Here is a 21401-nt window from a genome sequence, read left to right as displayed (position 1 = left end):
TGTAGGCGAATGTCGCCCCGCCGTTTGGACGGGGCTATGGCTCTCTACCTATATGCCAGGGCTCAACGGGGTGCCAAAAGGCGTGTCATGACCGTTGAGATGACGTCAAAACCAGGTCTTCATAAATGCCCTTGATAGCCTTCTCTTCTGGGCTGTGGCGCTGTGGCTCCTGTTCCTGCTTTGGATGTAGTGGGGTTATAAGCCCGTTAGAGAGTGACAGGACATCGCTGAGCTGCTCGTAATCGAGGTTTACGTTATCGACATTGTATTGGTTAAGGCGTGTCATGGTCTCTGTGAGTGCGGTCATACTGTGCTCTTCTTCTCCAAGCGGCGGAAAGGCTTGAATCAGCGGCTGACCGCCTTCCCAACCTATCTTGATCGGCTGATTGATGATGTTGACTTGGGTGCCGGGTGGAATGCGGTCAAATATAGATTCGATGTCTTTGGGTAACATGCGGATACAACCTCGGCTTGCGCGCATGCCAATGCCATCGGGCTGGTTGGTGCCGTGAATCAAATAGCCATCGAAGCCTAGGATGATGGCATGGTCTCCTAGCGGGTTATCGGGGCCGGGCGGTACAACGCTTGGTGCGGTTTCGCCGCGTGCTTCCGCTTCACGTTTTACCGACTCAGGCGGGTACCATGCGGGGTTTTTAATGTTCATGGTGGTCTCGGTCACACCAAGGGGTGTATCAAACCCTTCGCGACCGATGCCGATAGGATAGGTCTCAACGCGCGGTGTCTCACCGGTTTTGACATCTGGGTAGTAGTAAAGCCGCAGCTCGGCGATATTGATGACGACCCCAGTACGCTCGACATTCGGCAGGATGAAGCGTCCTGGAATGGTTACTTCAGTACCCACTCCGGGCACCCAAATACTGACCTCTGGGTTAGCACGTACAATCTCCTGGTAGCCAAGGTTGTGACGTCTGGCAATATCAATCAGAGTATCCTCGTAATTCTTCACGATGAAGGTGTCAGCCTCTCCGATAATATTGCCTTCCTCAGGTAGCGGGTAATGCCCCTTGGGCCATTCCGTCTCCTGGGCAGTGGAAGGTTGTGCCGCCATGGCGACAGGGAGCCATGCCAGAAACGAAACCATCACACTCACGATGAAGCCGATCTGCATTGGCCATGGGAGGAATCTCTTAAGTATTGCTGCGTTCTTTGCCAAGAGCATCGCTAGGTTCCTTTTTCATCTAATGCGTCGTTTTTTGATCGAGATAAGTTCAGTTGTAACCCGAGCAGTGTCAGCACCGCAGCGAGTATCCAAGCGGGGCCACTACCGGTGCGTGTGAAAGGAGTTAGGCCCTGCATCGGGGTCACCTCGCCCGTTAAACTGGCCTGTTCAAACTGTGGGGCACGGGCTGTGACGTGACCTTGTGAATCGATGATGGCCGTCACGCCATTACTGGTAGCTCGAAGTAGGTGACGACCATTTTCTAAGGCACGTAGACGCGCCATTTGAAGATGTTGGTGTGGGCCAATGGAGCGCCCAAACCACGTATCGTTGGAAACCGTTAATAGCAGCTCGGCATTACGCGCCTGTTGGGCGACATGGTCGGCAAAAATGATTTCGTAACAAATGGCATTGCCAATGGTGGCTCCAGCCACGTGTAACGGAGCCTGTTCGCCTGACCCTGGGGTCAGGCGAGGTACTGGCAAGTCGAAAAAAGCAAGGGTGCCAGCGAGGAGACTTTGGAATGGCAAATACTCGCCAAAGGGCACCAAGTGCGCCTTCTGGTATTCGCCCTGCACATCATTTAGCCCTATGACGCTGTTATAAGAGCGCCCTTCACTGTCGCGTTGCAAAATGCCGGTCAACAAGGCGGTGTCAGGCCCCAGGTCGGACGCTACTTGCTCAAGTATTTGCTGTGCTTCCTGCTCAAGCATGGGAAGGGCTGCCTCAGGCCAAACGATGAGATCGATATCCCTTGCTTGCTCCCGTGTCATCGTCGTGTAGATACTGATCGCTTCGCGCTGCCCTTGGGCAGTCCACTTAATGCGCTGGTCAAGATTCCCTTGCAGCAATGCCACCCGGATGGGCTTGCCAGCCGGGGTTGTCCATTGGGCGGGCAATAGGAATGGAACGATCCACAAGGCGGCCATTGGGACAAGGAAACTCCAGCGGCGACGCAGTACCTCTACCCCTAACGTACCTGTCAGCGCGGTCATGAGTGACAGCAAGTACACACCACCAACGGGCGCCCATGGGGCTAGTGGAGAATCAATCTGAGAGGTGCCCAGCAATAACCAGGGAAAGCCGGTGAGCATCCAAGTGCGTAGCCATTCGCTCACCACCCACATACCGGCAAAGCTAAGAAAGGCGAACCGTGGCCCCGTGATGCGTCGATAGAGCCCAAAGGGGACTGCAAAGAAGAGCGCCAGGACGCTGACAAAAAGAGTGGTGAGGAGCATCGCCACCAAGGCCCCGGTGCCACTGAAATCGTGAATAGCAACGAAGACCCACGACGTGCCTGAACCGAACAGGCCTACCCCATAGCACCACCCACGCAGGGTGGCCATGGCGGGCGTTAGCGACGCTATTCTCCAATAGACCAGTGCCACGCTCACTGGGCCAAGCCACCATAGGGAAAAGGGGGCGGCACTCAAGGTGGTCAGCACCCCAGCGGCGAGCGCTACAACGCAATCGACTATTGGTGAGGAGCGCCCAGCAAAAAGCGTATATTCTTTATCTTTATCGACCACATCCATAGCGTTACTCAGAGCGCTTAAAAGCAGGACTTTCACGCCATAACGCCACCGCGAACATCAATACACCGGCAAATAGCGCGATATCGGCCATGTTAAAGGCGGGCCAATGCCATTCGCCCCAGTAAATGTCCAGATAGTCGACGACGTACCCTCGCGCTAAGCGATCAACAGTATTACCGAGCGCGCCGCCAAGAATCAGGCTGTACGCACAGGCCTCCAAGCGCGACAGGGGTTTGCATAGCTGCACAACCAATACGACGACCACCACCAACGCTAAACCAAGAAAGAGGTAGCGCTGCCAACCCCCTGCTTCTGCGAGAAAGCTGAAAGCGGCTCCTGTGTTCCCGGTATAAACCCAGTTAAAAAACGGCGTTAGCGGAATGACTTGGCCAAACGACATCTGGGCATGCACAATTTCCTTGACCAGTTGATCGGCTAGAGCCATCACGCAAGCTAATGTGAACCATGGCCAGCGACGTGAAGGGCTATCGTTTGGCGCTGTTCTCATGACGTTGTTTTTCCTTGTGACAGGCCTGTCATTGCGGTACTGGGCGAAAAGCGGTAACCCAGCAGTCGCATGGCGTTCAACGTCACCAGGACGGTAGCACCGGTATCGGCCATCACCGCAATCCACATGCCGGTAATACCCAGCGCCGTTGTAACTAGGAAAATGGCTTTTAAGCCAAGGGCGAGAACAACGTTGGTTTTCACATTGCGCAGCGTGGCACGAGAGAGGTCTATCAGCTCAGCGATGCCGGTAACGCGGTTCTTGAGCAAGGCTGCATCGGCGGTTTCCAACGCCACATCCGTGCCACCCCCCATCGCGATACCCACATCTGCTGCCGCGAGTGCCGGTGCATCGTTGATGCCATCGCCTACTTTACCGATGGGGCCACGGCCTGCCGCTTGCCAGTCTCGAACATACGCTGCCTTGTCTTCAGGCATTAGTTCGCCGTACGCTTCAATGCCTAAGCGACCCCCCGTGGCAGCGACGGTGCGGGCATTATCACCGCTGAGCATGACCGCCTGTACGCCTAAACGGGATAGCGCCGCTAGGCCTTCCATGGCATCTTCGCGTGGCTCATCGCGAACCGCGATCAAGCCCAGTAAACGCTCGCCTTCGACGAGGAGAGCGAGGCTCTTACCGGCTTCTTCTAACGCGACAATCCGAGCACTGAGACTTTCCTCAAGGATGACTTTCTCGTGAAGGTGACGAGGCGTCATTAAGCTCAGCTCGCGACCCTCCACCTGGCCGGAAACACCGCGCCCCGCCAGAGCGCGGCCGCCGGTGACGGTGGGGAGGTTGATGCCCGACTGTCGGGCATGCTCAACGATAGCCGTGGCGATAGGGTGACTGGAATCCCGCTCTATTGCGGCGGCGAGCCGCAATACGCTGTTATCGTCTTCCTCAGCAATCCAAGACTCCACATCTGTGACTCTTGGGGTACCCGCAGTGAGGGTGCCCGTTTTATCTAATGCCACCAAGCGAAGCTTACCTAACTGTTCAAGAACGGCTCCCCCTTTGATCAGTAGTCCGCGCCGAGCTCCCGCCGAGAGACCGGCGGCGATGGCGGCAGGGGTGGAAATGACTAACGCGCAGGGGCATGCGATTAACAGCAATGCTAACGCACGGTAAATCGACTCCGACCATGCCATGGTCGATACCAGCGGTGGCACTATCGCCATCAGTAGGGCGAGTAAGACGACGGCGGGCATATAGTAATACGCAAAACGATCAATAAAGCGTGCTATCGGTGCCTTGGCGGCCTGTGCTTCTTCAACCAGACGAATAACGCGTGCGATCGTATTGTCATCAGCGCCTCGTGTTACCTCCACCTCCAGGGCGGCATCAAGATTCACTGTGCCAGCAAAAATGTCATCACCAGGCGCTCGCGAACGAGGTATGGACTCGCCGTTTACCGGCGACTCGTCAATGTCGGAGGTGCCCACCAGGATGCGTCCATCGCAGGGTACGCGATCACCGGGCCGCACCAGCACACGCTGACCGGGTTTAAGTGACTCCGCCGAGACATCACGCAGATGGCCGTTGTCCATCAGCCTCGCCGTTGAGGGTGTTAAGTTTGCCAAGGCTGAGATACTGCGGCGCGCCCGTGACGCAGCTACCCCTTCGAGTAGCTCACCTACGGCGAACAAGAACACGACCATCGCAGCTTCAGCAGCAGCATTGATGGCCAATGCGCCAACCGCAGCGATGCACATCAGCATCTCGATGGTAAAGGGGTTGCGCATTTTGAGGGCGCCCCAGGCACTCTGCGCAATGGGCATTAAGCCGACCAGCGTGGCCAGAATGAACGGCACATTACCCAGCGCAGGCCATGCTAAACGAAGCGCGAAGGCTACGATCAGCAGATTTCCCGTGATAATGACCAAGCGCCCTTTAGCGGTTTGCCACCAAGAGGATGAAGCACCAGATGCGCGTGTTTGGCCAGCAGGGGAAGTCACTTGATAGCCTAGTTCGTTCAGGATGCCCTCAATGGTCTGTTGCGAGGGGCCTCCATGATCGCGCTGGTGAATCTTCACCGATCCTGTGACGGAGCTTGCCGTGACTTCCTCAATGCCGTCCAGCCGCTCTAGCGCCGACACAACCTTGCGCTCACAACCGCCGCAGTCCATGCCTTCAACACGCAGTGTCAAGACGGTAGGCGCTGTCGCCTGCGTTGATGTTTTCATGGTGCCTCTTCTCCCAATGAGCTATGGTTTTGAAGTGTAAACCTTGTAGCAACTACAGCTTCAAGCCCTGCGTAAGGAGTTTTACCATGTCGATGATGGGGCAAAGTATCAGCATTGGTGAGTTAGCACGACGAGCCGATTGCAAACCTGAAACGGTTCGCTATTACGAGCGTATTGGGCTGTTGCGCGATGCGACACGAACCGGCGGAGGACAGCGCCGCTATGGAGACGACGCTGTGCGGCGCTTGACCTTTATTCGTCATGCCCGTGACTTTGGCTTTTCGGTGGAGTCAGTGCGAGAGCTTTTGGCCATGTCAGATCAACCTGATATGCCTTGCCAAGAAGTCGATGCCATCGCCACGCATCACCTAAAGAAAGTGGAGTCCCGCCTTCAACGACTGTCCATACTGCGTGAGGAGCTTCAACGGATGGTCACACAGTGTGCCGGTGGTAAAGTGGAAAGCTGCCGAATCATTGAGGTCATCAGTGATCATCAGCTCTGTATCACTGAAAAATCGCACGGAGGGGCTCACGACTTGGGTTAGCACTAACGCTACGCCCCACGCCCAATGGTTAGCCCAGCGAAACATCCAAAAACAGCATGAGTACCAATCCGATGGAGAGGCCCAGCGTGGCCTTTTTTTGGTGCCCGCTCCGATGAGTTTCGGGAATAATCTCATGACTGATCACATACAACATCGCCCCCGCTGCAAAGGCCAACCCCCAGGGCAGTAGCGCTTGTGACATGCTGATGACTCCAGCGCCTAATAAGCCACCCAACGGCTCAACAAGCCCCGTAAGGGCGGCAATCGTCCATGACCGCCAACGTGAATAGCCCACGCTTAGCAGTGATACTGCTACGGCCAGTCCTTCTGGGGCATTCTGAAGTCCAATGCCAATCGCTAGCGGCATGCCTCCTTCGCTTCCCCCTGCGCCAAAGGCCACGCCAACGGCCAGCCCTTCTGGCAGGTTGTGTATCGTAATGGCAATAATAAACAACCAGATACGGCGTAGTGAGGCAGCCTCTGGCCCTTCTCGCCCCTGTTCGAAGTGCTCATGAGGTAAGAGCTCGTTCAGTAGTGCGACCATTCCAATCCCTAGCAAAATGGCCGCACAAGCAATGGCAGCAGGTACCACGCTACCGCCATAACGCAGCTCCGAGGCTTCTAAGGAGGGTATGATCAGTGAGAAGAAAGAGGCCGCTAGCATGACACCAGCGGCGAACCCCAACGCTAAATCGCGAACACCACGATTCGGTGTTTTGGTAAACAAGACAGGAAGCGCCCCTACAGCCGTCATCAAGCCCGCCGCAAGGCTTGCCAATACCCCCATGGTGACGGGAGAAACCTCTTCCATACCGATTACCTGTGTTGTGATAGATGAGTGATTACACGGCTTGGGTTCCATAACGAGACAAGCGCACGTTCACGTTACTAACCCCCATGCAACGTTGTTAAGCACGAGTGGTTACGGCTCGTTAAACGAGATCAAGTCATAAAGTGACGCCGTACCGATAGCTTGTTCTAAGCGATCTCTTGCCTCGTAAAGTGACGCTTGATATTCACTTTGAGTCGGCTGTTCGCCTAGCATGATGCGTTGACCTTGACCAAGGGGGTCAACAGGCTGGTTATTGACTCTCACTTCGTAATGTAGGTTGGGCCCCGTGGCGACCCCAGAGGCACCTACCTCTCCGAGCGACTCTCCCGCATTGACTAAATCCCCAACCACTAGCTGTGGGGAAAATCGGCTAAGGTGTGTGTAGCGACTGATTGCCCCTGTGTCGTGCTCCACCTCGATCACCTGCCCATATCCCCCTTGGCGACCCATAAAGGATACGCGCCCAGGTGCGGTGGCAATGACCGGCGTTCCTGTCGGCGCAGCCAAGTCAATTCCATTATGAGGACGCATCCCTCCATACACAGGATGTCGCCGATTCCCAAAGCGAGACGTTAAGCGGGCACTAAGCACGGGCAACCGCAACGTGCCTAGCAGGGTGTCGCTTTTGAAAAGAGCTACGTCCCCCTTTTGGGTGACCGGCCATATGACCTCCAAGGGCTCTGCCTGATCAGGCAGAGCGGCATAACTGAGGCGTGGTGGCCCAACACGGGCGCCGTCCTGGCGTCGATCTTCCTCCCACACTAATTGAATACGTTCACTGCCAGAAAACTCCAGCGGCGCTGCGATAAACTCGCTGAGCAGTGTTTCCAGTTTAGTGGCGAAACGCGTTGGGACACCTTCTGCTGCCAAGGCCTCGTAGAGGGTGGTATCAATGACGACATCACGCCCAAAGGTTAGGGTATCAACGCTATCGAGCGGTAATGTGCCTTCTTGCTCGCTAGCCGCCTGTAACTTGACAGGGCTAAGTTCAGACGGAGGCAATGACAGATGCGTTTGCCAATTGGCTTCGGCTAGCAAGGGGTAAAAGCCCACCAAGCCTAGTAACCACCAGCGCTGCATCACTGGCCATCCTCTTCCCCAGAGATCTCCGCTACTTCACTCTCGACGGCATCAATCAGCTCTTGCATACCAAAGGGGTCTAAAGGCTCGCCATTGACAAAAAAGGTAGGTGTTTGGCGAATCTGATTGGCTCTGACATCCGCCATGTCTTGGTCAATCACCGCCTGCACCTCAGCAGAAGTCAGTTGCTCTTCGGCAGCCGCTAAATCAAGGCCTCCTTGGCTCGCGATATCGAGGATAGCGGATTCATCAAAACTGCCATGTGAAGCCCATTGATCCTGGCGAGCCAGCAGCCTCTCCAGTACCGGTTCAAAGACGCCCTGACGACGAGCAACTTCTAATACCCGAATGGCCTTGTCCGATACGTCGCCGTGGAAAGGAGTGTAGCGCACGATGAGCCGCACTTTTTCTGGGTAGGTTTCCAGAATACTTTTTGTCAGGGGATAGAAAGCACGGCAGGCTTCGCAAGCCGGATCGAAGAATTCCACAATCGTCACCGGCGCGTCTTCTCGTCCCAAGATGGGGGAGTGTGAACGCACCAAGGAGTCCTCGGCCTGGACACCGCTCTCTTTTGCTGCCTGAGCTTGCATGTCTAAGAGGGCAGGCTTCGATACGGCGACGATCGCAGCGGTCAGCATTAACGTACCGGCCAATATAAAAGACGCTTTTTTGAACATGTTTCTCTCTCTGTCTCAACGATGGGGTGGAAAAGTAGGGTTGAAAAATAAGCCAATCGCTATGGGAGTAAGCTGCTCGCTATCTACCTGAGCTGGGAGCCGGCCTCGGTCTGTCACTCATGCCCATATAGATTGGCATTTTGATGCGCGTGGTCACTATGCTCAAACTCTAGGCTGGAATGAGCAATACTGAAGCGCATTTTAAGCTGCTCCTTGATCTCTGCTTTGACGGATTCAAGCTGCTGCCAGCCGGTTTCTGTCAGAACCACGTGGCAGTCAAGGGCTGCCATGTTTTCCTGCATCTGCCATAGATGCACATGGTGAATATCCTGGACTCCCTCGATATCTCGTACGGTCTCAACGACTGCCTGCCCGTCAATGTCCGGGGGAGATCCCAGCATTAGCGTACGGATAGGGCCGCCAATTTCAGAGAAGGCTAGGTAAAGAATATATAGCGCAATCCCTATCGTGATCGCGGGGTCTACCCAGCGCATGTCGTACAGTAAAATAAGCGAACCACCGATAATCACGGCGATGGAGGCAAACGCATCCGATAAGTTATGCAGAAAAAGGGCGCGGATATTGACACTCTCTTTTTGCATTGACCACGTGAGCATGGCGGTAAGGGCATCGACGACGAGCGCGACGCCACCAATAATCACGATCGTCCATCCCTCTATCTCAGGGGGATCGACCATCCGCATAGCGCCTTCGTAAATCAGGTAGACACCGACAATAATGAGGGTGGTGTAATTGATGAGTGCTGCCACTATCTCGATGCGGCCATAGCCAAAGGTCATATGCACATCGGCAGGCCGTCTGGCGATTTTACGAGCAGCAAAGGCAATGACTAATGCTGCCATGTCAGAAAAGTTATGTAACGCATCAGCGATCAGCGATAGGCTCCCCGCCATAATGCCACCGACGATTTGAGCGATGGTTAAGAGCCCATTGGCCCAAATGGAGATGCTGACGCGCCGGTCGCCAGAGGCAGGATCAATGTGGGGATGATCATGATGATGTCCCATCTGTTACCTTCTCTCGAATTATCTGTTCTTGGTACTATAAAACCTCTAGCAACTAAAGCTTCAACCCTTGAGCATTATCTATTTGCATCGCTGGATTGGGAAGCACGTCCCTAGCTACCAAGCGAGCCATGGCGCGCTGGGCCGAAGGTGATCATGTTTTAGGTGCGGGGCTCAATCCACTTCAACCGGTAACGTCTAATCCACCATGGGTAGATTCATTTATTTTGTCGAGGCGCACCTTGTCTGGTTTGTAATCGTCGTCGCGGGGGGAGGCTTACTCTTTCCGGCCACCGGAATAATGCTTAAGTTCGCGATTGGGCCATTACTGGCATTACTGATGTTGATTATCAGCCTCACATTCGATGCGCATGCAGTGCGCATCGTGTTCCGAAAGCCGTCACGGCAGTTGTTGGCATTGGGGCTGGTCTATGGGCCTATGTCGATTGCCGGGTGGCTAACGGGCCGTCTATTTTTTGGAAGCGGCCCGCTGGCTGCTGGCCAAACCTTGCTCGGCACGCTGCCGACAGATGTGTCCTCTCCTCTTTTGGTACTGATGGCAAAAGGCAATGTGGCGCTTGCCGCTGTTTTCAACGCAGTCAACACCGCGTTATGTCCGTTTATTGTTCCCTTCCTGTTTTTATGGCTCACCGGCCTTCAGTTAGACGTGCCGCTTGGATCAATTATTCTTGAATTAACACTAATCGTGCTTCTTCCTACCGTGATTGGGGTCAGCTTGCGTACAAAGTTCTCGGCTTTCTTTGCACGGCATGATTCAGCGTATGCAGGGATAGGGTCGATTCTGTATCTGCTGATCCTACTCGCCGTGGTCGGGCCGAATGCCACCACGATCATTGGCTATGGCTGGTATGCGTTTGTGATTGCGGGCGCGGCCCTGTGCCTCAATTTGATTGGGTACCTGGTAGGTATGTCCTCACGGTTACTCACCTCTGATCGCAAAGAGGTGATTACCTATCTTTTCACGGTCAGTAAAAAGGAATTCAGCATCGCTGCAGCGTTTGTCGCTGTTTCCGGCTTGCCATCAGAGATCGCGATTCCAGCCGCTTTTTTTGCCGTGATTCAAATGATCACTTCGCCCATCGCAGCGAAGATCCTCGCCCGCCACTGAAGGGATGGCCGTATCGGCTCTTCGTCAGAAGAGCAACCTGCACACGGGGTGTACAGGTTGCTCTTAGCGACAAAACAGACACCGCTACTCATAAAGGTGGCAAATAGTACCTATGCTAAGTCACTGCGACCAATACTGACCTTGCTAAAAGCATTTAACACAGAGGCTTCGCAGGGTATCTGTTCCTTTTTGGATTTAGGGTGCTTGAACGTATCGGCGAATCCTGGGCAGTGACCAACTAGTTTTTGGACAACACCTTCTACGTGCCGCACGTTAGACAGCACTTGGCGTAACCACTGCTCGAAGCTGCCTTGGTGGCTCAGCGTGAAGACTAAACCTTTATAGGAAGGAGGCTTGGATGCCTCCTCGCTACCGCCAGCTCTGGGTTTTGGAGGGCGTCGTTGGATCTCCATGAGATAGAGCGTTTGATCTAACACATGCACCCGAACGACGAGCACCCCGCGAGGTACCTTGGTCTGAGTATCAATGTAAACCCAATTAGCGACTGACGTTTCCACCTCCTCGTCTATTTCGAAAGGTTCGAGGCTGATCAACCGAGGGTCGGGGGAAGTGCTAAAGCCGTCTTCAAAGGTAAACCAGCTAACGCCACGAATCGTTTCGGGATAGGCCGATTGCAAATAGAGAAGCGCATTCCACATATCACGTAGAAAGCCCTGTGATTCCAGTGTAATAGGAGCATGAATAGAGGCCTGTCCGACCCCTTTTCCTGATCCATGCGGCTCCCCAGTGGAGAAAATAGTTTCGTCACCCGGAACGGGGACGCCTCGTGTATCGGGCACATTTTTTCGAGTATATCGTTTATCCAAGACGGCGCGAGGCTTACCTAAAATAACGAATTCGTCCTCAGGAAGGTCTAGCCAAGAAGAGCCATGGTCGGGCTCTTCATCATCCGTCAGGTCAATGACATCGGGGATGTCTTGAAGCTGATGATAGGGAAATTGAGTGGGAGCATCATCGCCATCGGTGGCTGGTACTGTCGTTGACTTCTCTCTTTCGCGGTGGATCGTGGCACCATCGGGCTGCGTACAGCCTAATATCTGCAAGCCTAGGAATGTGTTGCCACCATCAATTGGAACGCCAGAAACAGAGATTTCCCCGCTGCCTTGAAACCATGGGGTGGCTTTTAAAAGCATCTCATCTGGCGTGGAGCTGGTTTCAAATTGTGAATATATATATTTTGCAGCGCGCTTGGCATACGGATCGTACAACATATGCGCGAGCAAAATGGCATCGTGTTTATGAACATGATAGGTAAATTTGACAGGCCACGTACCTGGGGATGCAGGCGCATCAAGCGGTCGATAAAGACGTTTTTTGACTTCTTCCCAAGGGTAAGTGGCGAGCACTCGCTTGATTTCAGAAGATCGGCCGTAAACGCGAATAAAAAATTCTGTGCAAGGGATGAGCAAGTGTTTGCCATCTGGAAGGTCAAATTCAATCAGGTATGTTTTGTGCTGATTTTTCTGGGGTAAGTAGTTCGAGTCATGAAAAGCGGTATAGAGGCTTCGTCCTGATTGTCGTAAATCATCTAAGGTGACAATTCGCCAGCCGCCTGGAGAAAAAGAAACGGAGAATTTTCTTTCCTCGTAGGCAATACGCGAGCTACTCACGCCCTTTTCCCATACTGACCCTATTCTCAATAGCCCAAGATGCGTTAAGACAGTCTCACGTCTCATCACGCCTCCTAAGTTATTTTCATGGTCGATGGTTCTTAAGAAGATATGGATTTTAGGGACGCTTCGTAAGCGATTGTTCTTAAATATAGGCCCGTACCACCAAACGACCAAGCGCTCTGCCTCGTTTTTTAGGGTGCCATCATGGAAGCTAAAGGTTCTGGATTGTTTAAGAGAAACGGTCACAAAGGCGCACTCTATGTAAACTCAACATAGAGATTGTCGCAGCAATTATTGTTTAGTCGCAACAATTGTTGGAAATGACAGCCTCCACCCACTAACGCAGCGGCGCTGGCGCTGTGGTGGGGCTGGCGAAACGGGCGCTGGCCCCAGTCTGCTTCAAGCGGTAGCCCGCAGACTGAGCGCACAGCGGCCACCTGCAGCGCATCGTCTTCGCAAAGCGGCGGCAAAATGCCCGGTAAGCGGCTAGCGAGCATGGTTTTTCCGGTGCCAGGAGGCCCTGCTAGCAGCAGGTTATGGCCACCAGCGGCCGCCACTTCCAGTGCGCGGCGTGCCTGCTGCTGGCCGCGAACGTCGGCTAAGTCGGCAATGGGGGCCGTGGATCTCACCGAGGCAGACAGTTGGTGGGGCGGTATTTTCTCTTGTCCCAGCAAGTGAGCAACGACCTGCCATAGGGTGTCGGCAGGTAGAACCGGTAAGTCGCCCGCTAACGCGGCTTCGTCGGCACAGGCGCGGGGAATAATCAGTGCTTTGTTGACGCGCCGTGTGGCGAGAGCAAAGGGCAATACGCCGGGCACGGCACGTAGTTTGCCATCCAATGCCAGTTCGCCTGCGCACTCCATGCCTTCTAGCGCATCCACCGGAATCTGGCCAGAGGCGGCCAGAATGCCGAGCGCAATCGGCAAATCAAAGCGGCCGCCCTCTTTAGGTAGGTCGGCGGGGGCAAGGTTGAGGGTAATGCGCTTGGTGTTGGGGAAATCAAACCCGGCATTGATGAGCGCGCTACGCACCCGCTCGCGGCTCTCTTTGACGGCGGTTTCTGGCAGACCCACCAGCGTTAGTCCCGGCAAGCCGTTGGCTAGATGTACCTCGACATGCACGGCGGGTGCTTCCAGCCCAACCCCTGCGCGCGTGGCCACAATGGCTAGTGTCATGGCGCTCCCTCGCTAGTTTTTTATTCCTGAGATAACCCTACGTTAATTGGAACGTTTAAAAATAGCGTGCGCCTGGAAAACTGACCTTAGTTAACAGTTGAGTCGGTGACTTGTGCTGGGCTACCTGCCGACAGTGCAGCAAACAACTCCCTTGCAAAACGCTGGGCGGAGGGCAGTGCGCCGAAGCTCCATACCGGCGGTAGGCGAACTATCCTGTCATGCCTGACGCTGGGGAGTTGCTGCCACAGGCCGCTGTTTGCGAGCTGCTCTTCGGCTCCGATGGGCAGTGGGTCGATGATCACCAGCGTTGCTTCTGGGTAGCGCGCCAGCGTTTCAATCCCCGCTAGTGCAAACCCCCAGGCATTGGTGGGTTGATCCCAGGCATTGGGCAGCTCAAGTTGCTCCAGCACGGCGTTATATAAGCTGTTTTCCCCAAACACCCGCACGTGACGGGCATCCATAAACTGTACCATCAGCAGCGGCGCAGTTTCAGACTGAGAAAGGGGGCGAGATTCGCGCAGCGTGATCATCAACGTTTGGGTCTCTTCAATAAGCTGCTCGGCCTGGGGCTGATGCCCGGTTAACTCGCCCAGCTCACGGGTCAGGGTTTGCATCTCTTGCCAGGTATCGGTGCCGGGCGAGTAGAGCGAGAATGAAGTGACCGGGGCAATGCGCTCCAGGCGCGGTGTCAAACCGGCAAACATGGGCGAGATCAGCGTCTGTTCCGGAGGCACTTGGGCCAGCAGTTCTAAATTAGGCTGGGTGCGTAGTCCCATATCGGTGGCAGTGTCGGGTATCTGTGGCTCGCCCACCCACTGGTGATAATCGCTCTGCTGAGCAACGCTGCTAACCGGCGCATCAATGGCCAGTAGTGTTTCAGCGATGGTCCAGTCCACCGTGGCCCACTGCGCCTGGGCAGTAGAAACGCTCAGCATACAAACGGCGAACAGCCCGCAGCGCGCGAGCAAAGAGAACAGGTTAGTGTGGCGCATGGTGGTGAGAGGCTATCCAGAAAATAAGAACTGTATTTAAACGATAATATTTATTGTTTGCAAACCTGTATTCAAGGAAAAATGCCCAGGCTGAGTGGCCTGGGCAGGTGGGGTTACAATAAATTAATAATGCTTAGACAAGGGCTTAGATAAGTGCTTGGAACGTCGCTTAGCACGAGCGTTTAGAAACGGTAGTGAACACTGGCGGTCACACCGCGCTCGGCGCCGAAGTAACAGTACTCCAGCGAGTTGCAGGAGGCCACGTACTCCTTATCCAGCAGGTTGTTCACATTGAGGCGCGTTTCCACCCCTTCCACGCCGAGCTGGCTTAGATCGTAGCCAATGGTGGCATCCACCAGGGTGTAGTCAGGGACGGTTTCAGTGTTGGCTCGATCGGCGGCAATATCCGCATAGTGGCGTACGCCAACACCGACATCCACGCCGTTTAGCCAGCCCTTATTGGCCTCGTAGTGGCCCCACAACTGTACTTGGTGGCGTGGGGAGTAAATCGCGTTGTTACCCTGGTTGCCATCATCGCTTTTGGCGTAGGTGATGTCGGTGAAGCTATAGCCTGCCTGAACCGAGAGGGTATCCGTTAGCTGGGTTTGTGCTTCCAACTCCAGTCCTTGGGATTCAATTTCACCTACCGCGCGATAAGGGTCGGATGGCTGCACCTTGGTCGCGACGTTCTCTTGGCTGATATGGAACAGCGCCGCGCTGAATTGGCTGGCGCTGCCGTTAGGCTGGAGTTTTAAGCCGGCCTCCCACTGTTCGCCTTCCATTGGTTGAAGCAGGTCGCCACTCTCATCCACAAAACTAGTAGGGGTGAAGGCGGTGGAGTAGCTCAGGTAGGGCGCTACTCCATTATCAAACAGGTAGACCACACCGGCGCGGCCGCTGAACTGGGTGTCGCTAAGTGAACTGGTGTCACCGCTATCGCGGTTGGTATTGTCGATATTCACCCAGTCGTAGCGGCCGCCTAGCGTGAAGCGCCAGTTATCGACGGCGATTTGATCCTGTAGATAAACGCCGGTTTGATCAATCTCGTGGCGCTCACGGGTAGGTGCGTAAAATTCAATCGGCCCGCTGCCATAGACAGGGTTAAAGGCATTGATGGGGTGGAAATACCCAGTGGGCCACGATACGTCGTTTTCCCGCTGTTGATAATCGACCCCGACAAGCAGTGTGTGATCCATAAAGCCGCTGCTGACGGTGGCTTCAAGCTGGTTGTCGATAGTCCAAGCTTCCAGAGATTCATCGCTGCCAGAATAGTAGCGGGTTAATTCGTCAGAGGTGGGTGACGTCCAGCCATAGCCATAGACTTGATTAAGCACCACATCGGAATTGAGATAACGCAGTAGCTGGCGACCCGTTACGTCGTCATTAAAGCGATGTTCCAGGGTATAGCCAGCCATGCGCTGAGTACGCTCGTAGGCGTTGTAGTCAGCTTCGCCATCAAAGAAGTTGTTACTGATCTGCTTGCCGTTTCTGGGCACTACCGCTCCTTCATAGGGCACGCCGGAGTGGTAGCCGCCTTCGGGTTCATCCTGTAGGTAGGCCTCAACCGTTAGGCTGGTGTCGTCGGTGATATCCCAGGTTAGCCGCGGCGCAATGGCATAGCGCTCCTCTTCAGCGGGGCCAAACTGGGTGTCAGCGGTGCTGGCAATGCCGGTCAGGCGAAACGCTACTCGCTGCTCTGCGCCAATCGGGCCAGTGAGGTCAAAGGCGGCACTGCGCTGGTTATTATTGCCTACCCGAAAACGTAGCTCACCGCCTGGTTCAAATTCAGGGCGCTTGCTATTTAGCGCCACCACACCACCGGGTGAGGCACGGCCATAGAGCACCGAGGCAGGCCCGCGGACTACTTCAATGCTGTCTAAAAACCACGGATCGATGCGCATACTGCTATGGGAGTTGGCATCGCCCATCACTTTAAGGCCATCTAAGAAGGTGTTGCTCAAGCTGCCGTCAGAAAAGCCCCGTAGTACCAGGTAGTCGAAGCGGTTGGAGGCGCCCACCTGATTGCTGTAAACACCGGGCGTATAGTCGGTGGCGCGCTGAACGGTGTCTACCCCACGGTGTTCCATTTGTTCGCGGCTAATCGTAGACACGCTTTGCGGCGTTTCAATAAAAGGGGTGGCGACTTTAGTGGCCGCCTGCTGAGCGGTTACCGTCACAGTGCCTAGCGCTGTACTTTCCAGAGTACTTTCCTGCGCACTTGCCTGAGCGTAAACCGAGGGTGCCGTGAGTGCCGCGATGACAGCGGCACTGAGTGGAGAGCGTAACAAACGACGAGGCGTAAAAGACATGGAGGTATACCTGCAATGAGAAGCAATTAACCAATGTGTTAATGAGAATTATTGCGTTTAATTGCTTTGGAAAGGTATGCGCTATGACAAAGAGGTTATGCGTGCTGCCAAAAAATGCAGAGTAGGGGAACTTACGGCAAGACGTTATGGATAGTACGTTATGGGCTGTACGTTATGGATAGTACGTTAGCGACACTTGAAGACCTCATGCGGAGTGACACCAAAGGCCCGCTTATATGCCGTAGCAAAGTTGCTGGCGTGGCGGTAGCCGCAGGCGTGGGCAGTTTGCTGCACGCTATAACCTTTGCGTAAGTACGCCTGAGCTTGGGTCAGGCGACAACGCCGTAGGTAGTCGAATATCGAGCAGCCGTAACAGCGCTGGAACTTGGTGCGTAGGCTACTAGGGCTCATGGCGGCATTTCGGGCCAACTGCTCCAGCCGGTAATGCTGGTTGGGATAATGTTCGAGCTGCTGGCGCAAGCGCTCCAGGCGTTGGTGGTCGCGATGCGAAAGGCTCGGAGGGGGGCCTTCTTGTGTGTTTTTATCGCCGGTTTCCAGGCAAGCGGCAGGCAGGCCATGAGCGAGTAACTGGAGCGCGAGGCCTTGCCATAATAGGCACTGCCGTTCTGCTGACCAGTTCGACGTCAGCGCGGTTTCTAGGCTATGGCGAAGGAGCGGCGGTACTTGCCAAGTGTGTAGCACTGGGGTGGCTGGAGGGGCAACGTTGATGGGCGAGGAAGAGAGAGACTCGAGGCCATCTAGAATCGATACGTTGAGGGTGCGTAAGCGTTGTGGTGCCGGCTGGAAGACCTCAAGCCCAGTCTGCTGGTTGAAGTGTGCACTGAAGGCATCGCCAGCCTGTAATTGAAATGACTGGTGGCCGAGCCCCACGTGGATGCAGCCCTCAAGTATCACACTGAGAAACCACGGAGCGGTACGACGGGAGGTGGAGGCATAAGCGTGCAGGACGTCAAGATCTGAGTGCGTCACGCGTAGGGCCGGGGTGATCTCGAAATCGATCACACGCCCGCGAGCCACGTAAGGCGATGGGGAGCGGTCGGGCGCTTCGGGAAAGCGGTAATCGATCCCGAAGCGCTGACCAAGGGCCAGCAGGTCATAGGTGGTGAGTGGCGCGAGTGTGTCGAGTGTCGCCATTCCCATTCCCTCGCTGTTGAGCGGCTGCCTGCGAGTAGCCGGGCGGTGCTTAATACGCCATCGACCAGTTCAGGGTGTAAGTACGTCCGCGCCCTTGATAGTCGTAGAGGTATTCTGGTCCGTAGTAGGGCGAATAGAACATAGCGGCCCGCTGGCCCCAGACGGTGGAGTACTGATCATCGAGTAGGTTCTGTATGCCCAGACTCACGGTGCCAAAATCGGTCTCCTGGCTGAGCGATAGATCGAGGGTGGTGTTGCCGTCGATCTCACGATCCGCGTCGTCTTTCAGATCGAAAGTATGGCTGGCTTGCAAGCGCGCCGAACGCACGTAGTCGGTCCAGCCGATAAAGGCCGTTGAAGAGGAGAGCGATGCATAGCGGGCGTCACGCTTCTCCCACTCCCCTTGGCTGTTCTCCTGCTCGGAACGCACTAAGTGTAGGGTGCCGCCGACCTCCAGGCCGTTGTCGAAGTAACGGGTTACCGCGCTCTCTAGACCAAAGTCGCGTTTCTTTTCGTCCACTACGCTGACGCTCAGATCCTGGGCATTCTCTACTGCCTTGTCCGACCAAGCGTAGTAGAGTGCCGTTTGAGCCATCCAGTTGCCCCCCTGGTAGCGCCAGCCTAGCTCCACCTGATCTGTCTCGATGGCAGATAGAGGGTTGTTATCGACACTCACCTCGGGGCTCTTGCCGTAGTATTTGGCGGGATCTGGCAGCTCGAAGCCCTGGCTAAACTGCAGCCAGTTCTGGTGACCGTTGCCGTAATCGTAGAGAGCGCTGGCATTCAATAGCGTGGCTTCGTAATCGTTCTTACCGCCGGGAATACCCTGGAAATCGCCCACTTCGACATCCATATGCTGCTGCCGCAACCCTGCGGAGAGCTTAAGCGCCTGGGTGGCCTGCCAGTCACCTTGGACGAAGCCCGAAAGCCCGTCCACCTGATAGCCTGGATAGCGGGGCTCAACGCCCGAAGCCTGCTGTACCAGCCCTCCGGTAGTATCTGATACATCGGTATCGAACAGCATCTGGCTGGCATCGAATTTTTCGCGATCCAGGTCGAGCCCATAGGTCAATGAGATGTCATCACCCAGGCGCGACTCAAACAGCGCTTTAATACCGCTTAAATCAGTATTTTGTTGCGATGCACGAAACTGCAGGCCATCCGAGACAGGGTAAGGAAAGGCCTGGAAGCTGGATTCCTCTTCTCGGTGGAAGGCCTGTAGATAGAAGTTTTGCCCCCACAGGTTAGCGTGGTGGTAGTTGACGTTGACCAGCTTGCGGTCGGTTTCCGGGTCGCGCTGTGAACGGTAGCCGTCGCGAATCTCGGCATCGTTCAAGTTGGGCGTGGCTGCGTCGAGGTTGGGAAAGTAAACACCCCGGTTACCTTCGTAGCCGGAACGATACAGCTGGGCGCCCAGCTCCAGGCTCTGTTCGTCGGTCAAACGGAACGAGAGGTTGCCCAATACATCAATGCTGCGATTGTCCTGCAGGTCGGTCTGGGCAATATCAGGAAAGATCTCCTGACCGCTGCCGTCATAGTGACGGCCGTTGTCCACAATGGAGGTACCCAGATAGCCCTGAACCCGCTCATTGCCGCCGCTGATTGATTGCGACAGACGTCGATCCATATCATCGCTGTTGTTGAAGCCTGTGGTGATGCCAGCTTCGGTGCGCCAGTTCAGGCCTTCTTCGCCTTTGCGCGTAATGATATTGATCAAGCCCCCCGTAGCACCGCCGCCATACAGGCTGCTGGCACCGGAAAGCACTTCTACACGCTCAATATTGAAGGGATCAATGGCATCGAACTGACGGGAAAGCCCACGTGAACTGTTCAGAGATACGCCATCGATAAGCACCTGCACGCCCCGACCACGCATGTTTTGCCCATAATTGGTGCGCCCTTGCGGTGCCAGATCCAGCCCCGGCACAAGTTGCCCCAAAGCCGTCTTTAGGTCTGCACCATTGCGGGTCTGCTGTTGCAGCATCTCTTTATCAATCACCCATACCGCGCCAGGTATTTGACTGATCTGGGTTGGGGTGCGGGAGCCAACCACCACCATGGTATCTCCAGCGTTTGCGTTTAGCGTGGATCCAGACGTTGTGTTTTGGGCGAAAACATCGCTGGAAAAGCCTAGTAATAGACCCGTGCCAATGAGTGCAGCCGTTGAAGAAGACCAGTCAGACATGGTGAACAATCCGCAAGCAGTTAGGGAGTAGGAGGCGGAGAGTATCACCACAACAATCAAAGTCAATGATATTGATTCGTGTTTATTAAGTGGGTATGACGCTCTTTACGTCATCAACATCAACGTATTAAGCCACCACTTAGTCGGCAATAGGCGTCGTCAACCTATTGCCGTCCGTTCTGGATTTAGGCGGGCTTGTCATCCTCTGAACCATCACTGTTCGGTTCAGGAGCGGGGGTTGGTGGTGCTTCTGCTTCAATGGGGGAAGGACTCGTTGAGGTAGACGCTTCCACGGCGGCCTCAAGGCTGGCCACTTGGCGCTCTAGAGCTTCAACGCGTGAGCGGGTGCGCTGCAATACATCCATCAAAATATCAAAGTCTTCCCGTGACACCAGCTCCAACCTGTCAAAGGCACCACGCACTACCTGCTGTACGCCTTTTTGAATATCTTCCGGGGCTTGGGAGGCGTTCTGTAAACGATCCCCAATTTGCTGGGCTAAACGGCTAATGCGATCTTGAGGCGCCATCGCTCTCTCCTTAAATGACCACGCATAAATGTGCACTGCTTACTAATAAGGATACGCAACCCGCCGTCGATGCGCATGCATCGTTTGCAAATTAGCCTCTGGCCTCTCTTTATCGGCGGGGTGCATCGAAGGAGTGCATCGAAATAGAGCGCCGCGTTTTTATTCATGTTCTTTTATGGTGCAAGCGGGCAGTGGCGGCGGCTACTAAGTCTTCCTTGCCACCGAAAAATCTTAATTTTTATAAAACAAACTGCTGACTTATAAGAAAAAAAAGTTGGGTGGCACGGTATGCGCATTAACGAGATAAGCAGTTAATTCGGGCGGCGCTGCCGCTACCTAATCCAGCAGGGGAGATCCGGGATGAAACTCATCACCGCTATCATCAAGCCATTCAAACTTGACGACGTTCGTGAAGCGCTCGCTGACAACGGCGTTCAGGGCATCACGGTGACTGAAGTTAAAGGCTTCGGTCGTCAAAAGGGGCATACCGAGCTGTATCGGGGGGCAGAGTACGTCGTCGACTTTCTACCCAAGGTAAAAGTTGAAGTGGCCGTGGACGACACCCGGTTAGAGAGCGTATTGGAAGCGATCTGTAGCGCAGCTAACAGCGGCAAGATCGGTGACGGCAAGGTGTTTGTGACACCGCTTGAAGACGTTATTCGGATTCGGACAGGCGAACGCGGTGCAGACGCCGTTTGAAGCTGTTTTTTCGGATCATTTCTATAGTTCA

General features: G+C 54.8%; 17 protein-coding genes and 1 pseudogene. 3 read left to right on the top strand and 15 right to left on the bottom strand.

Annotation, left to right across the window (positions count from 1 at the left end; genetic code table 11):
* Positions 1 to 85: 85 nt before the first annotated feature.
* From NF683_RS06285 to NF683_RS06270, 4 genes are read right to left on the bottom strand one after another with little or no spacing between them, the layout of a single operon-like run.
* Positions 86 to 1129 carry a L,D-transpeptidase family protein gene (locus NF683_RS06285; protein WP_016916424.1) on the bottom strand — a complete coding sequence of 348 codons (1044 nt, stop codon included), beginning with the start codon at positions 1127 to 1129 and terminating at the stop codon, positions 86 to 88.
* A gap of 53 nt (positions 1130 to 1182) precedes the next feature.
* Positions 1183 to 2715 carry an apolipoprotein N-acyltransferase gene (lnt, locus tag NF683_RS06280; protein ID WP_016916425.1) on the bottom strand — a complete coding sequence of 511 codons (1533 nt, stop codon included), beginning with the start codon at positions 2713 to 2715 and terminating at the stop codon, positions 1183 to 1185.
* A 4-nt stretch (positions 2716 to 2719) separates the two neighbouring features.
* A complete protein-coding gene (gene lspA / locus NF683_RS06275; RefSeq protein ID WP_016916426.1) occupies positions 2720 to 3223 on the bottom strand; it encodes a signal peptidase II in 504 nt (167 codons plus the stop codon).
* Positions 3220 to 5406, bottom strand: a complete 2187-nt coding sequence (locus tag NF683_RS06270; protein ID WP_027965783.1) for a heavy metal translocating P-type ATPase — start codon at positions 5404 to 5406, stop codon at positions 3220 to 3222. Before NF683_RS06270 ends, lspA begins: the two co-directional genes overlap by 4 nt.
* An 86-nt stretch (positions 5407 to 5492) precedes the next feature.
* Between NF683_RS06270 and NF683_RS06265 the strand changes: the two genes are divergently transcribed.
* On the top strand, positions 5493 to 5951 hold the full coding sequence (locus NF683_RS06265) for a MerR family transcriptional regulator (RefSeq protein WP_082051477.1): 459 nt from the start codon (positions 5493 to 5495) through the stop codon (positions 5949 to 5951).
* A gap of 28 nt (positions 5952 to 5979) precedes the next feature.
* On the opposite strand, the gene NF683_RS06260 is transcribed toward NF683_RS06265, so the two are convergent.
* The 4 genes from NF683_RS06260 to NF683_RS06245 form a co-directional block, all read right to left on the bottom strand.
* Positions 5980 to 6762, bottom strand: coding sequence for a ZIP family metal transporter (locus NF683_RS06260; RefSeq protein WP_027965781.1), 783 nt, complete (start codon positions 6760 to 6762; stop codon positions 5980 to 5982).
* Between the two features lie 111 nt (positions 6763 to 6873).
* Positions 6874 to 7863, bottom strand: a complete 990-nt coding sequence (locus NF683_RS06255) for a M23 family metallopeptidase (protein WP_051233885.1) — start codon at positions 7861 to 7863, stop codon at positions 6874 to 6876.
* On the bottom strand, positions 7863 to 8540 hold the full coding sequence (locus NF683_RS06250) for a DsbA family protein (protein ID WP_022521292.1): 678 nt from the start codon (positions 8538 to 8540) through the stop codon (positions 7863 to 7865). The genes NF683_RS06255 and NF683_RS06250 overlap by 1 nt, the downstream gene beginning before the upstream one ends.
* A gap of 113 nt (positions 8541 to 8653) precedes the next feature.
* Positions 8654 to 9568 (bottom strand): cation diffusion facilitator family transporter, encoded by a 915-nt coding sequence (locus NF683_RS06245; protein ID WP_027965780.1) that lies wholly within the window; start codon positions 9566 to 9568, stop codon positions 8654 to 8656.
* 205 nt (positions 9569 to 9773) lie between these two features.
* Between NF683_RS06245 and NF683_RS06240 the strand changes: the two genes are divergently transcribed.
* Positions 9774 to 10694: a bile acid:sodium symporter family protein gene (locus NF683_RS06240; protein ID WP_039175778.1), complete on the top strand. Its 921-nt coding sequence runs from the start codon at positions 9774 to 9776 to the stop codon at positions 10692 to 10694.
* A gap of 110 nt (positions 10695 to 10804) precedes the next feature.
* On the opposite strand, the gene NF683_RS06235 is transcribed toward NF683_RS06240, so the two are convergent.
* From NF683_RS06235 to NF683_RS06205, 7 genes and pseudogenes are all read right to left on the bottom strand, one after another.
* Positions 10805 to 12574 carry a hypothetical protein gene (locus NF683_RS06235; protein ID WP_128082404.1) on the bottom strand — a complete coding sequence of 590 codons (1770 nt, stop codon included), beginning with the start codon at positions 12572 to 12574 and terminating at the stop codon, positions 10805 to 10807.
* An 80-nt stretch (positions 12575 to 12654) separates the two neighbouring features.
* A pseudogene (locus NF683_RS06230) lies at positions 12655 to 13503 on the bottom strand (YifB family Mg chelatase-like AAA ATPase); the annotation flags it as partial.
* Between the two features lie 86 nt (positions 13504 to 13589).
* The gene (locus NF683_RS06225) at positions 13590 to 14495 is read right to left on the bottom strand and encodes an ABC transporter substrate-binding protein (RefSeq protein WP_253921569.1); all 906 of its coding nucleotides are present in this window, start codon (positions 14493 to 14495) and stop codon (positions 13590 to 13592) included.
* 182 nt (positions 14496 to 14677) lie between these two features.
* The gene (locus NF683_RS06220; protein WP_253921568.1) at positions 14678 to 16804 is read right to left on the bottom strand and encodes a TonB-dependent siderophore receptor; all 2127 of its coding nucleotides are present in this window, start codon (positions 16802 to 16804) and stop codon (positions 14678 to 14680) included.
* Between the two features lie 186 nt (positions 16805 to 16990).
* Positions 16991 to 17959, bottom strand: coding sequence for a helix-turn-helix transcriptional regulator (locus NF683_RS06215; protein ID WP_253921567.1), 969 nt, complete (start codon positions 17957 to 17959; stop codon positions 16991 to 16993).
* Positions 17960 to 18008: 49 nt separating this feature from the next.
* Positions 18009 to 20144 (bottom strand): TonB-dependent receptor, encoded by a 2136-nt coding sequence (locus NF683_RS06210; protein ID WP_253921566.1) that lies wholly within the window; start codon positions 20142 to 20144, stop codon positions 18009 to 18011.
* Between the two features lie 185 nt (positions 20145 to 20329).
* Entirely contained in the window at positions 20330 to 20671 is a 342-nt protein-coding gene (locus NF683_RS06205) for an accessory factor UbiK family protein (RefSeq protein WP_089040291.1), read from the bottom strand.
* Between the two features lie 360 nt (positions 20672 to 21031).
* Here NF683_RS06205 and NF683_RS06200 point away from each other — a divergent pair, with 360 nt between their 5' ends.
* Positions 21032 to 21370, top strand: a complete 339-nt coding sequence (locus NF683_RS06200; RefSeq protein ID WP_038479487.1) for a P-II family nitrogen regulator — start codon at positions 21032 to 21034, stop codon at positions 21368 to 21370.
* Positions 21371 to 21401: the final 31 nt, after the last annotated feature.

This window comes from Halomonas sp. MS1 (assembly GCF_024182575.1).
In the GTDB taxonomy this organism is placed as follows: Bacteria; Pseudomonadota; Gammaproteobacteria; order Pseudomonadales; family Halomonadaceae; genus Vreelandella.
The sequence above is the reverse complement of the archived record's forward strand: the minus strand, read 5'-3'. Positions and strand labels throughout refer to the sequence as shown.

Bases quoted from the DNA above. Each gene is read 5' to 3' on its own strand.
- NF683_RS06285 (WP_016916424.1), bottom strand. From the start codon at position 1,129: ATGCAGATCGGCTTCATCGTGAGTGTGATGGTTTCGTTTCTGGCATGG.
- lnt (WP_016916425.1), bottom strand. From the start codon at position 2,715: ATGGATGTGGTCGATAAAGATAAAGAATATACGCTTTTTGCTGGGCGC.
- lspA (WP_016916426.1), bottom strand. From the start codon at position 3,223: ATGAGAACAGCGCCAAACGATAGCCCTTCACGTCGCTGGCCATGGTTC.
- NF683_RS06270 (WP_027965783.1), bottom strand. From the start codon at position 5,406: ATGAAAACATCAACGCAGGCGACAGCGCCTACCGTCTTGACACTGCGT.
- NF683_RS06265 (WP_082051477.1), top strand. From the start codon at position 5,493: ATGTCGATGATGGGGCAAAGTATCAGCATTGGTGAGTTAGCACGACGA.
- NF683_RS06260 (WP_027965781.1), bottom strand. From the start codon at position 6,762: ATGGAAGAGGTTTCTCCCGTCACCATGGGGGTATTGGCAAGCCTTGCG.
- NF683_RS06255 (WP_051233885.1), bottom strand. From the start codon at position 7,863: ATGCAGCGCTGGTGGTTACTAGGCTTGGTGGGCTTTTACCCCTTGCTA.
- NF683_RS06250 (WP_022521292.1), bottom strand. From the start codon at position 8,540: ATGTTCAAAAAAGCGTCTTTTATATTGGCCGGTACGTTAATGCTGACC.
- NF683_RS06245 (WP_027965780.1), bottom strand. From the start codon at position 9,568: ATGGGACATCATCATGATCATCCCCACATTGATCCTGCCTCTGGCGAC.
- NF683_RS06240 (WP_039175778.1), top strand. From the start codon at position 9,774: ATGGGTAGATTCATTTATTTTGTCGAGGCGCACCTTGTCTGGTTTGTA.
- NF683_RS06225 (WP_253921569.1), bottom strand. From the start codon at position 14,495: ATGCGCCACACTAACCTGTTCTCTTTGCTCGCGCGCTGCGGGCTGTTC.
- NF683_RS06220 (WP_253921568.1), bottom strand. From the start codon at position 16,804: ATGTCTTTTACGCCTCGTCGTTTGTTACGCTCTCCACTCAGTGCCGCT.
- NF683_RS06215 (WP_253921567.1), bottom strand. From the start codon at position 17,959: ATGGCGACACTCGACACACTCGCGCCACTCACCACCTATGACCTGCTG.
- NF683_RS06210 (WP_253921566.1), bottom strand. From the start codon at position 20,144: ATGTCTGACTGGTCTTCTTCAACGGCTGCACTCATTGGCACGGGTCTA.
- NF683_RS06205 (WP_089040291.1), bottom strand. From the start codon at position 20,671: ATGGCGCCTCAAGATCGCATTAGCCGTTTAGCCCAGCAAATTGGGGAT.
- NF683_RS06200 (WP_038479487.1), top strand. From the start codon at position 21,032: ATGAAACTCATCACCGCTATCATCAAGCCATTCAAACTTGACGACGTT.